This is a genomic window from Brevundimonas sp. (assembly GCF_027484365.1).
Taxonomy (GTDB): domain Bacteria; phylum Pseudomonadota; class Alphaproteobacteria; order Caulobacterales; family Caulobacteraceae; genus Brevundimonas.
In genome coordinates, this window is sequence record NZ_JAIXTC010000027.1 from 36,539 (window position 1) to 48,493 (window position 11,955).

9 protein-coding genes are annotated in these 11,955 nt (G+C 65.5%); 8 read left to right on the top strand and 1 reads right to left on the bottom strand.

Annotation, left to right across the window (positions count from 1 at the left end; translation table 11 throughout):
* The first annotated feature begins 35 nt into the window (after positions 1 to 35).
* The 7 genes from Q0044_RS14865 to Q0044_RS14895 all read left to right on the top strand — a co-directional run bounded on the left by Q0044_RS14865 (position 36) and on the right by Q0044_RS14895 (position 9,663).
* Positions 36 to 1,589 carry a bifunctional 3-(3-hydroxy-phenyl)propionate/3-hydroxycinnamic acid hydroxylase MhpA gene (locus Q0044_RS14865; protein WP_298163243.1) on the top strand — a complete coding sequence of 518 codons (1,554 nt, stop codon included), beginning with the start codon at positions 36 to 38 and terminating at the stop codon, positions 1,587 to 1,589.
* Complete coding sequence (locus Q0044_RS14870) at positions 1,577 to 2,029, top strand: GlcG/HbpS family heme-binding protein (RefSeq protein ID WP_298163244.1); 453 nt, start codon at positions 1,577 to 1,579, stop codon at positions 2,027 to 2,029. Before Q0044_RS14865 ends, Q0044_RS14870 begins: the two co-directional genes overlap by 13 nt.
* Positions 2,026 to 2,919, top strand: coding sequence for a VOC family protein (locus Q0044_RS14875; protein ID WP_298163245.1), 894 nt, complete (start codon positions 2,026 to 2,028; stop codon positions 2,917 to 2,919). Before Q0044_RS14870 ends, Q0044_RS14875 begins: the two co-directional genes overlap by 4 nt.
* Positions 2,920 to 2,932: 13 nt before the next feature.
* The gene (locus Q0044_RS14880) at positions 2,933 to 3,769 is read left to right on the top strand and encodes a fumarylacetoacetate hydrolase family protein (protein ID WP_298163246.1); all 837 of its coding nucleotides are present in this window, start codon (positions 2,933 to 2,935) and stop codon (positions 3,767 to 3,769) included.
* Positions 3,770 to 3,822: 53 nt separating this feature from the next.
* Positions 3,823 to 5,169 (top strand): MFS transporter, encoded by a 1,347-nt coding sequence (locus tag Q0044_RS14885; protein ID WP_298163247.1) that lies wholly within the window; start codon positions 3,823 to 3,825, stop codon positions 5,167 to 5,169.
* A gap of 10 nt (positions 5,170 to 5,179) precedes the next feature.
* Complete coding sequence (locus Q0044_RS14890) at positions 5,180 to 7,147, top strand: glycoside hydrolase family 3 protein (RefSeq protein ID WP_298163248.1); 1,968 nt, start codon at positions 5,180 to 5,182, stop codon at positions 7,145 to 7,147.
* A 155-nt stretch (positions 7,148 to 7,302) separates the two neighbouring features.
* Complete coding sequence (locus Q0044_RS14895) at positions 7,303 to 9,663, top strand: TonB-dependent receptor (RefSeq protein WP_298163249.1); 2,361 nt, start codon at positions 7,303 to 7,305, stop codon at positions 9,661 to 9,663.
* A 285-nt stretch (positions 9,664 to 9,948) separates the two neighbouring features.
* On the opposite strand, the gene Q0044_RS14900 is transcribed toward Q0044_RS14895, so the two are convergent.
* On the bottom strand, positions 9,949 to 10,560 hold the full coding sequence (locus Q0044_RS14900; RefSeq protein WP_298163250.1) for a hypothetical protein: 612 nt from the start codon (positions 10,558 to 10,560) through the stop codon (positions 9,949 to 9,951).
* Positions 10,561 to 11,181: 621 nt separating this feature from the next.
* Here Q0044_RS14900 and Q0044_RS14905 point away from each other — a divergent pair.
* Positions 11,182 to 11,874 (top strand): IS6 family transposase, encoded by a 693-nt coding sequence (locus tag Q0044_RS14905; RefSeq protein ID WP_298163251.1) that lies wholly within the window; start codon positions 11,182 to 11,184, stop codon positions 11,872 to 11,874.
* Positions 11,875 to 11,955: the final 81 nt, after the last annotated feature.

Genomic DNA, 11,955 nt, shown 5'->3' on the forward strand with positions numbered 1-11,955 from the left:
ACGATGCCAACGAGAAAACCGAGGGACGGAACCGCGTGCTGGACTACGATGTCGTCATCATCGGCTGCGGACCGGTCGGTGGGTTGGCGGCCAATCTTCTCGGCAGGGCCGGGGTGAGGACGCTGGTCGTCGAGCGCGTCGCTGAACCCCATCCCTTGCCGCGCGCCGTGCACATCGACCATGAGGTCATGCGCCTCTTCCAGAGCGCCGACCTGGTCGACCGCGTTTCGTCGCTCGTGCGTGACACCCAGGGGCATATGCATATCGGCGCCGACGGCGGCGTCATCCGCTACATGGGCACCGCAGGGCGACCCCGGCCTTTCGGCTGGTCCGGCGACTACTTCTTCTACCAGCCAGAGCTCGAGGCTGTGCTTCGCGAGGGGCTGGACCGGTTCGCGGAGGTCGATCTGCGCCTCGGCGTCGCATGCCTCGGGATCGACCAGGACGATCGGGGCGTCCGCTTGCGATTGGCCGCGCCGGAGGGCGAGACCATCGTTTCAGCCCGCTGGGTGATCGCCTGCGACGGGGCCAGTAGCCCGACGCGCAAGGCTCTGGGCGTGGTCCTGGATGATCTGGGTTTCGAGGAGCCCTGGCTGGTGGTGGACGCCGAAGTCGACGGGCCCCTGGTGTTCCCGGGCTTCCACCATGTGCCCGAGGGCGCGGATCTGCAGCAACTGTCCATCATGCTGTGCGATCCACGACGGCCGGCGACTATCGTTCCCGGCAGGGGCAACCACCGCCGCTGGGAGTTCATGCTGCTCCCCGGAGAAGACGAGACGACGCTGGACGCTGACGCCATCGAGGCCTTGGTGGCGCCCTGGGTCGGATCGGCGACGAGCCGGATCGTGCGTGCGACCACCTATCGCTTTCATGGGCTGATCGCCGAGACCTGGAAGGTCGGCCGGGTGTTTCTGGCCGGCGATGCGGCGCACCAGACGCCGCCGTTTTTCGGCCAGGGCATGTGCCATGGCATGCGGGATGTCGCCAATCTGGCGTGGAAGCTGGAGAAGGTTCTGTCCGGCAGCGCTCCCGACGGTCTGCTGGATGGTTATCAGCAGGAGCGCGAACCCCAGGTCCGCTCGGTCATCGCCAGTGCGGTCGAGGCCGGGCGCTATATCTGCATGCTCGATCCGATCCGTGCTGCCGCACGCGACGCCGAGATGCGTGCAAGGCAGGGCGACCCCGTGCGGACCGCCGCCGACCTGATCACGCCGATCCGGGGCCTGACGCTCGACAGCCCGGGCGCCGGCAAGCGCTTCATTCAGCCCACCGTCCGTTCGGCGGAACAGGAGGGGCTGCTGGATGACGCCACCGGCGGCGGGCTGGTGATCCTGTCGCGGGGCGAGCAGGCAGGTGTGGAGCCGACGCTCCTGCAGCGCCTCCGCATCCGGCATTTTCGCATCGGGAAAGACCTGGAAGACGCGGCCGGCGATCTTGGTCGCTGGCTGGATGAGCACGAGGCCGACGCGGTCCTGTTGCGCCCCGACTTCTATGTTTTCGGGACGGCGAGCGGAGCGGGCGCGGTGTCGGGTCTCGCCCGCGACTTCACACATGCTGTCGCCGCCGAGGAGACCCTATGTCCGGCCTGACGCTCGATCTCGCCCTGACCATTACGCAAGCCGCCTTCGTGAAGGCGCGGGAGGACGGAGCGAGGCCGCTCAGCGTGGTCGTCCTTGACGGCGGCGGACATGTCCTGACGATCCATCGTCAGGAGACGGCCAGCCTGTTCCGCTCGACCATCGCGACGGCGAAGGCCGCCGGAGCCCTGGGCATGGGAATGGGCAGCCGCGCTATCGCCGCGCGCGCCCGGCAGTCGCCGGCCTTCTTCGCCTCCCTCTCGGCCGTGACGGAGGGCCAGATCGCACTCGCGCCTGGCGGGGTGCTGATCCGCGACGCGGCCGGCGCGATCCTTGGGGCGGTCGGGATCAGCGGCGACACCTCCGATCTCGACGAACGCTGCGCGGTGGCGGGCATCGCGGCCGCAGGCCTGGTCGCCGATCCGGGCGCCGATCCGGAGGCCCGTCCATGACCAGACTCCGCAGCATCGAGCTTGCGCTGCCAGGCGCCGGGGCGGCTGCCGACTTTCTGACCGAGCACTGGGGCATGGCTCCGGCGACGCGTGAGGCCGACACCTGGCACCTCCGCGGCGCAGGAGACGACGCCTATCTGCTGGCCCTGACCGAGGCGGATGCCCCGACGGTTCAGTCGGTCACCTTCATCGCGTCCGAGGCCGAGATCGATCGGATCGAAGCTTCGGCCATGGCGAAAGGGGCACCGGTCGAGCGGGTCGACGCGACGGCTGAAGCCGGATCCGGCCGCGGCATCCTGGTGACCGCCCCCGATGGCGAGCGGTTCCGCTTCCTGTCCGGCGTCCAGAGCCATGAACGGCTGGAGGGATGTCCCGACATGCCGAACCGCCTCACCCATGTCGTTTTCAATGCCCGGGACGCCGAGGCGTCCGGCGATTTTGTCGAGCGGGTCTTGGGCTTCCGCGTCTCGGACAGGACGAAGGGCATGGTGTTCGTGCGGTGTGATGACTCGCACCATTCGATCGCCTTCGCCCGCGCCGGCGTCGCCACGCTCAATCACATCGCGTTCGAGATGGTCGATATCGACGCGGTCATGCGGGGCATCGGGCGGATGCGGGACTATGGCTTGACGGCCGCGTGGGGCCCCGGCCGCCATGGTCCCGGCGACAATGTCTTCGCCTACTACATCGCCCCCTTCGGTCCCGTGATCGAGTATTCGACTGCGGTCGAGAAGGTCGGAGACGACTATCGGACCGGCACGCCGGAGGACTGGACCTGGCCGCAGAACCGCATCGATCAATGGGGGGTCACCGACAAGGATGTCGCCGCCCTGGCCGTCGCCGAACGCAAATTCCGTTTCCCCGGCGCGCCTGCGCTGCCGGCCGCCTGAAAGGAGCCGACCCGTGAAGATCGTCAGTTTTGAACACCAGGGACGCGCCGGCTACGGCGTGCTTGAAGGCGACCGCATCGCGGTGGCGCCGGCCTCCGGACCCGTCGACCTGAAGGCGGCCCTGGCCTCGGGCGGCGTCGCCGCCGTCATGTCGAGCGGCGGGTCGATCCCACTGTCGGATGTCACCTTGCTGCCGGTCCTGCCCAATCCCGGCAAGATCCTGTGCGTCGGTCACAACTACGAAGATCACCGCAAGGAGACCGGCCGGGCGAAGGTCGATCATCCTTCGATCTTCACGCGCTGGGCCGACACCCTCATCGCCGGCGGCCGGCCGATCGTGCGACCGCGGGAATCGACCGATCTCGACTACGAGGGCGAATTGGCCGTGGTCATCGGAAAGGGCGGGCGACGCATCCCGCGGGAAGCGGCCCTGGATCATGTCGCGGGCTATGCCGTCGCCAACGACGCCTCGGTGCGCGATTGGCAGTGGCACACCCACCAGTTCACGCCCGGAAAGAACTTTCCGGACACCTGTGCGCTCGGCCCCTGGCTGATGACGCCGGACGAGCTCGGTCCGCTGGACCGACAGCGGATCACTACCCGCGTCAACGGCGAGGTGGTGCAGGATGCCGGTTTCGACCAGATGATCTTTTCGATCGCTGACATCATCGCCTACTGCTCGGGCTTCACGACCCTGAGCCCGGGCGACGTCATCCTGACAGGGACGCCGGGCGGGGTCGGGGCCAAGCGGACGCCGCCGCTCTGGCTCAAGCCCGGGGATGTGGTCGAAGTGACCGTTACCGGCCTCGGCGTCCTGAGCAATCCGGTTGCGGAAGACGCCTCCGCCTGATCATTCATCCGCGATCCGGCGCAAGATCGGACGCTTCCAGAGGGAACGAACCCATGAGCGAACCGGTGATCGACGTCGCCGCCGAAATGCGGGATGCACCGCTGTCCGGATTCCACATCCGGTTCGCCGTGCTGATCGGAGCCATACTGTTCCTCGACGGCTATGACCTGTTCAACGCCGCCTATGTCGCGCCCTATGTGCGCCAGGAATGGGGGCTGCGGGCTCCGCAGATCGGCATGATGCTGTCGATCGGGCTGGTCGGGCTGGCGACCGGAGCTCTGCTGCAGGGGCCGCTGGCGGACCGGTTCGGGCGCCGCGCGATCACCCTGGGGGCGGTCTGGCTTCTAGGTCTGGCCAGCCTGGCCCTCGCGATCTTCGCTCATTCGTTTGAAGTGTTCTGCGCCATCCGCCTGGCGCTCGGCGTCGCGCTGGGCATGCTGTCGCCTCTCGCCTTCGTCTATATCAACGAGTGGGCGCCGAGCCGGTGCGCCAATCGGTTCGCGACCCTGGCGTTCGTCCTGCCCTTCTCGCTCGGCGGCATCGCCGCGGGCCTGGCAGGCCTGCTGATCGCCCCGGAATGGGGGTGGCGCGCCCTCTATCTGATCGGCGGTCTCGGTCTACCGGTCGCGTTTCTCGCTCATGCCATGCTGCCGGAATCGGTCCGTTTCCTGGCGTCCCGCGAACGGTGGAGCAAGGTGGCGCAGATCCTGTCCCGCGCCCGCCCCGACCGCGCCGCCGCCTATGTCGGCGCCGCCTTCCAGTCCGGTGAGACGTCGAGCGGGAAGGGCGCTTTCGCCAGCCTGCTGGCGCCGCGTTACCTGCGCACGACCGTTTCGATCTGGGTGGCGGGTGCGCTGAGCCTGCTCTGCATCCACGGCCTGACGGGCTGGCTGCCTTCGATCGTCCTCGCGGAAGGGGCAGGGGTACGCACGGCCTTCGGCTATGGCTCGCTTCTGATGACGATGCAGATCTTCGGCGGTCTTGCGGGCGGCTGGTTGGCCGATCGGTTCGAGCGGGTCCCGGTGATTTGCTGGGGGTTCGTCGGCGGCGCCCTGTCGCTGATCAGCCTGGCGGCGACGCTGAACACGCCCTTCGCCATGATCGCTGTCGCCGCCACCGGCTTCTTCATCTTCGGCGCCCAGGCTGTGATGAACAATCATATCGCCATGAGCTACGAGACCGGCCTTCGCAGCACCGCAGTCGGCGTGGCCGTGGCGGTGAACCGGATCGGCGGCGTGGCCGGACCGATGCTGATCGGCTTCACCCAGGGCCTGCCCGCTGCGCTCTGGGCGACGCTGGGCATGCTGGCGGTCGCCCAATTGCTGGCGGCTTTGACGCTGGGAGCTCGCAGGCCGTCGCCGCCCTCGTTGCGACCCGCGACCGAACCGTCCGTGGTGTGAGCGTGAGCAAATGAGACGTCTGACCGTCCTGGCCCTCCTCGGCGCGGCCATGTCAGGCTGTGCTTCCGTTTCGCCCGACAGCTTCGGCAGGAGCGTCAACCAGCCTTATCTGGGTGTTCGAAGCGCCTCCGTGCTGACGATCGACGGTCTGCGGTTCAAGGATCTTGATCGCGACGGCCGGCTCACCCCCTACGAGGACTGGCGGCTCCCCGCCGCGGCCCGGGCGGAGGATCTCACGGCCCGCATGACCCTGCACGAAAAAGCCGGTCTGATGGTGCATGCCTCGCCCCCGACTGTCGGGGGCGTTCTCAGGGCGGAATGGGACCTCGCCGGCATCGAACCGATGATCCGCGATCAGGACATCCGGTTCATCATCCATCGGGTGAGCAGCAACGACGCGGGCGCGCTCGCGGAAACCAGCAATACGGTCCAGGCCATGGCCGAGACCAGCCGGCTGGGCATCCCTCTTACACTGAGCTCGGATCCCCGAAACCATTTCCAGACCACCTTCGGCCTGAGCGTGGCCGCCGGCGCCTTCTCGCAATGGCCCGAGACCACGGGCTTCGCCGCAATCGGGGACGTCGAGCTGGTCCGCCGCTTCGGTCAGGTCGCATCGGAAGAGTACCGCGCCATCGGGGTCCGGATGGCCCTGTCGCCGATGGCCGATCTGGCCAGCGAGCCGCGCTGGCCACGGATCAGCGGCACCTTCGGCGACGATCCGCGCAGGGTGTCGGACATGGTCGGCGCCTATATCGAAGGCTTCCAGGGCGGGACATCCGGCCTGGGGCCGCAGAGCGTCGCCGCCGTGGTCAAACACTGGGTCGGCTACGGAGCCCAGCCGGAGGGTTACGACGCTCACAATCCCTATGGCCGGGACATCGTGTTTCCCGGGGGTCGGTTCCAGGACCACCTGAGCGCCTTCGACGGCGCGTTCAGGGCGCGGGTCGCCGCGGTCATGCCCACCTATGCCCGCCCGCCGGAGGGCCTGGAAATCAACGGCCGCCCGGCCGAGCGGGTCGCGGCTGCCTTCAGCCGGCAGATGATTACCGAACTGCTGCGTGAGGATCGAGACTTCGACGGCGTCGTCCTGACCGACTGGAAGGTCACGGACGACTGTCTCGCAGACTGCGAGGCGGGGACGCTCGACTATCGCCGTGTCGGCATGCCGTGGGGTGTCGAAGACCTGACCAAGTCGGAGCGGTTCGCCAAGGCGATCGAGGCGGGCGTCGACCAGTTCGGCGGGGTGGCGGACACCACCGTCATTATCGATGTCGTCGCCTCCGGACGGATCCCGGAAGCGCGGATTGACCAGTCGGTTATGCGGCTACTGATCCAGACCTTCGAATTGGGACTGTTCGAAAACCCCTATGTCGATCCGGACGCGGCGCGACGCATCGTCGGCTCGCCCGAACATCGCCAGGAGTCGCTCGAAGCGCAGCGGCGTTCGCTCGTGCTCCTGGAGAACCGCGACAGCGTTCTGCCGCTTCGACCGGAAGCGAAAAAGGTCTGGCTGTGGAAGGTGTCGCCGGACGAGGCCCGGGCGCGCGGATTCACCGTCGTTGATGATCCGGCGGAGGCCGACCTGTCACTTGTCCGGATCGCGACGCCGTTCACCAGCCATCCGGCCTACTTCTTCGGCCAACGTCACCACGAAGGCGCGCTGGATTTTCCGGTCGACAACGCCGACCTGCTCGCCGTTCAGAGGGCCAGCGCCGTCACCCCGACCGTCGTCAGCATCTATCTCGATCGTCCTGCCGTCCTGACGCAGATCAGGCCCCTGGCGACCGCGCTGATCGGAGAGTTTGGCGCGTCGGACGCAGCATTCTTCGACTTCGTCACCGGTCGGGTGACCCCCGGAGCGCGGCTGCCGTTCGAGCTCCCCTCGTCAATGGCCGAGGTGGCGGCGCAGGCTCCTGACGTCGGGTCGGACACGCGCCGGCCTCTGTATCCCCGAGGGGCCGGGCTTCAGGCCTGGTAAAGGGCGCAGCACCTGCAGTCATAAGTGAAATGGTGCACGTAGCCATTTTCAATCATTTGACGATGGGACCTCGCCCAGTTCAACGATGACGCAACAACAACCGCTGCGCTTCGGATGTGTCCGGGCGATGGCGGGAACGCAAATGGGGAGACACCATGCAGTTTCACGTCAGCCGCCGCCTCATGGCCAGCGCCGCAATCCTCGTTCTCGCTGCGGCCGCCGCGCCCGCGTTCGCCCAGGACGTGGCCTCGCAATCCGAAGACACTGCGCAGGTCGAGGACATCATCGTCACGGCGCAGAAGCGCAGCCAGCGCCTGCAGGACGTGCCCCTCGCCGTCACGGCCCTGAGCGCCGAGACGCTCAGCAACTCCCAGATCACGGGGACCAGCGGTCTCGCCAACCTGGTGCCGTCCCTGACCTACACCCAGTCGACCAGCGACCTGAACAACAACGTCCGGATCCGCGGCGTCGGCACGGCCTTGTTCAACACCGGTCTGGAATCGGCCGTCTCCTTCGTTGTCGATGGCGTGGTCATGTCGCGTCAGGGTCAGGGTTTCCAGGAACTGATCGACATCGAGCGGGTCGAGGTTCTGCGCGGGCCGCAGGGCACCCTGTTCGGCAAGAACGCCACGGCGGGCGTGGTGAATGTCGTCACCCAGCGCCCCACCGACTACCTTTCCGGAGCGGCCGAGATCACTGCGGCCGAGCACGGAGAGTATCGTTTCAAGGGCACGATCGCCAGCCCGCTCACCGACACCCTCGGTGGGCGCCTCACCGGCTTTTACACCGATGATGAAGGCTATGTGCAGGACACCGGGACGGGCCAGACGGTGTACGGCAGCGAAGTCTTCGGTCTGCGCGGCAAGCTGGAATGGCAGCCCAGTGAAGACCTGAACCTGCTGGTCTCGGCGGACTATCGCGAAAGCGACAGCACCTGCTGCCAACTCGTGCCCTATCAGACGACCAACACGGTGCTCGCGGGTATCCGCGCGCCGATCGTGGCGTCGCCAACGAACCGTTCGGTGGAAACCGACGGGACGACCTTCGCCGACAGCAAGTCGTCGGGTGTGTCGCTTGAAGCCAACCTGTCCGTCGGTGACTACACCCTGACCTCGGTGACCGGTTATCGGACCTGGACGCTCGAGAACAATGTCGAGGTCGACGGCTTCCAGTCGGCGACGCCGCTCTATGTGCCGTTCGGCAACGGCTATTTCGGCATCAACGGCGGGGGGCTGGACATCGGCCAATTCACCCAGGAACTGCGTCTGACCTCGCCGTCCAATCAGCCGGTCGAGTACACGGTCGGCGTCTTCTACTTCAACCTCGACCTGGATCGCGACTTCCGTCGCCGGGTCGGCGGCTGCGTAACCAATCCGGCCGCCTTCGGTCAGCCCTGCCCGACCTTCTTCTTCTCCTCCGCCGCACACACCGCCAATACACGGACGGAAAACGTGGCGGCGTTCGGCCAGGCGGAATGGCATCTGACCGATCAGCTTTCGGCCCTTTTCGGTGCCCGTTTGCAGCGTGAGACGGTGAGCTACGAGGGGCTGCGCTTGAACACGCCCCCGTTCGCTGGCGATCGTCTGCTCTTCGGGGCGTCCTCCGGTGGGGGAGAAGTCGCCGACACTGATCTGTCCGGCAAGTTGGGGCTTCAGTACCAGTTCAGTTCGCAGGCCCAGACCTATCTGACCTGGTCTCGCGGATATAAGGGCCGGGGCTACGATGTTGAGTTGACTGCAAATTTCTCGACCCAGGTGGCGGTCTTGCCGGAGACTGTAGAGGCCTGGGAGCTGGGCTACAAAGCCCAGGGGCTCGACGGACGGCTGAGCGTCAACACGGCACTGTTTTACGCCGACTATCAAAACCTTCAGGTTCAATCGACGGTCGCTCCGAACGTATCGATCCCGACGAATGCCGGTTCCTCGGTCTCCAAGGGTGCTGAAGTGGAGTTCCAGTTCGCCCTCACGGATCGCATCAGCCTGAGCGGCGGCCTCACCTATGCGGACGCCACCTTCGATGCGACCGGTCTGTCATGCCCGTTGACCGCCCAGGCCGCCGCGATCACCCTCGCCGCCGGCCAGGCCCAGCCCGTGAACACCTGTTTCCGGATCGGCAACGGCACCGCACAGAACGTGGTCGACGGCCGGCTTCCCAACGCGCCGAAATGGCGGGGTAATCTGTCGATCCGGTACGACGACACCATCCCCGGCACAGATCTGAACGGCTTTATCCAACTGGCCGCCACCCGGCAGAGCGAGGTGACATTCTCGCTCGAGCAAGACCCGGGCCTGGTTCAGGATGGGTACGGCCTCGTCAATCTGACCGTCGGCGCCAGCACTGCGGATGATCGCTATACGCTCAGCCTCTTCGTTCGCAACCTGTTCGATCAGGACTTCGTAAACGGCATGCAGCGCGAGTCGATCGTCACCAATGCGGCCAACCCCGGCAACATCGCCTACTTCCCGGCCAAGGACGCCGAGCGCTATGCCGGCGTCACCTTGCGAGCAAGTTTCTAGCTTCAATCCCTCCTGAACGCTTTGCCCCGAAGCCTCCAGCTTCGGGGCTTTTTTCTGCGGGAACCAGGAGGACCAAGGCTACGGGGAGGAGCTTTTCCAACCTTTTCTGTCGTTTCAAAGAATGGCGCTTGGGCGCAAATGGGTGGGGCAGGGGACGTCCACTCCTGAGTCAAGCGCGACCCCGGCAATGCCCGCTAAATGACAACTGAACAATGACGGCGGTCCGCCTTCCCTGAGCTCTCAGGAAAGGCGGTAAGCCGACGGACTGGTGGTCATTCCCGGCATTCAGCGCCGGAAGGTTTGGCGGGTCGCCGTCCCGCGCATGAAGTCCAGGATCGCTGAGTTCTCGATCCGCAGGGTGTTGTTGGCATAGGCGCGATCGTCATTGCAGGTGTTGCCATCGATTGCGATGTCTGGATCGTAGCTGATGGCGACATCGACGTGACCGCCGAATTCGAAATCGTCGAAGGCGTTCGAGATCATGGGCGAGTCATAGCGGATCATGCTGGCGCCCGCCCCGGCCGTGCCGGTCATGGACTGGTGGTTGCGGAAGTCACGACCGGTATTTCCGTTGTGGGCCAGCAGATTGACGCCCTGTTGACGGGGCCCCGATGTCCAGGCGGAGCGCCCGGCGTTGACGACCTCATAGCTGACGCTGACCTGCCCGCGACGGGCGCCTTTGGTCAGGGTGACGCTGGCGATCATGGGATCGACGTCGCAGGCGACGGGGCGAGGCGTGACGCCGCGGAGATCAGGCAGCCGGGCGCTTCCGGGCAGGGTATGCGCAGGCAAACGGGCATTGTCCGGCAGGCGGTAGGTTTGGGCCTGGGTGCCGGTGCCGACGCCTGTCAGGCCGACAACAGTACAGATGGCGCCGATGGTAAGGGTGCTCTTCATGGCTTGGTCCTCAAGGCCGTGATTGGCCTGAGGTGATGGTTAACCAACGGTCTCTGAACGCCGTCCGGCGGTCGCAGTTGTGGCTTGTTCATGTTCGCGGTGTGGCGAGGTCGCGGAGAGAGCCGCCCCTGACTTAAGCAAGACGCGGCGAGTGAAATCGTCAGAACGCGTCTTCGGACTGGACTGGCGCTGCTGAGCAAGCGGCCGTGATGACGCTCACGCCCGGCCGTCCGGGCCTGGCTCAGTCGGGCGCGACACCGCGCTCGCTGACCCAAGGAACGATCCCCATGCCTCGCAAACCTCAGGCTGATGCCCCCTTCGCAACCCCGCGCGCCCGGAGCGAATAAGGCTCGAATAGACGGCACTCTTCTCGCTGCAAGCCACGGAAATGTCCGTGCTGAGTTAACGCGAAAAAGACCGGGATGTTTTCTTGCGGTAACACGCAGAATGTTACTATTTTTTGGGCGGCGCGGGACTTCACTTTCTGATGCTGGTCAACATCAATAACTTTACAGTAACTAATCGGACCGTGAAGTTATTGATGGTGGACTGGCGGTGCTGTCAGTCCAATGCTAACTCGTCTCCACTGAAGAGCCGAAAGGCGATGTGGAACAGTGAGTTATGCGGCGGCTTTCGTTCAAGCGTTATCGGCATAAGGCGGAGGTCATCCGTCAGGCAGTTTGGCTCTACTTCCGCTTCTCGCTCAGCCTTCGTGACGTCGAGGAGATCCTCGCGGAGAGGGGTGTGGACGTCTCCTACGAAGCCATCCGGATGTGGGTTCGCAAGTTCGGACCGCAGATCGCCAGGAACCTGAAGCGGCTCCGGCCGGCACCTTCGTCGCGTTGGCATCTGGACGAGATGGTCAGCCGGATCGGTGGCCGGCACATGTATCTCTGGCGAGCGGTAGATGACGAAGGCGAGGTGTTGGCGACCACTGTTGCTAAACGACGTGACGCTGCCACGGCCACATCGTTCATTCAGAAGCTACTTAGGGATCAGCCCGTTAGTCCGACGGCCATCGTAACGGACGGGCTCAGGTCGTACGTCTCAGCCGTTGATGCCCTGGGCCTTGCAGACCTCCATCACCCAGGGCAGCTGAGGGAAAACAATCGAGTCGAAAACTCCCATTTGCCGATCCGTCAGCGCGAGCGGCGGATGCAAGGGTTCAAGTCTCAGCCCTCAGCGCAGCGGTTCCTGACCACGCACGCGGCCGTCTACAACACCTTTTACACGCAGCGGCATCTGGCCTCTCGACCGACCATGAAACTCCTCCGCGCGGCCGCTCATCAGGTCTGGCGAGTCGCCGTCGCATGATTGTGGGCGGGGCAACTACTCGCGTTTTCGCCGAACTTAAGTTGACAACACTAATCAACGTATTGAGTGATTTACCGCCCA

What these genes read in the sequence shown, in the direction of transcription:
- Q0044_RS14900 (WP_298163250.1), bottom strand. Translation starts at nt 10,560, where the DNA reads ATGAAGAGCACCCTTACCATCGGCGCCATCTGTACTGTTGTCGGCCTG.
- Q0044_RS14895 (WP_298163249.1), top strand. Translation starts at nt 7,303, where the DNA reads ATGCAGTTTCACGTCAGCCGCCGCCTCATGGCCAGCGCCGCAATCCTC.
- Q0044_RS14870 (WP_298163244.1), top strand. Translation starts at nt 1,577, where the DNA reads ATGTCCGGCCTGACGCTCGATCTCGCCCTGACCATTACGCAAGCCGCC.
- Q0044_RS14905 (WP_298163251.1), top strand. Translation starts at nt 11,182, where the DNA reads ATGCGGCGGCTTTCGTTCAAGCGTTATCGGCATAAGGCGGAGGTCATC.
- Q0044_RS14875 (WP_298163245.1), top strand. Translation starts at nt 2,026, where the DNA reads ATGACCAGACTCCGCAGCATCGAGCTTGCGCTGCCAGGCGCCGGGGCG.
- Q0044_RS14885 (WP_298163247.1), top strand. Translation starts at nt 3,823, where the DNA reads ATGAGCGAACCGGTGATCGACGTCGCCGCCGAAATGCGGGATGCACCG.
- Q0044_RS14890 (WP_298163248.1), top strand. Translation starts at nt 5,180, where the DNA reads ATGAGACGTCTGACCGTCCTGGCCCTCCTCGGCGCGGCCATGTCAGGC.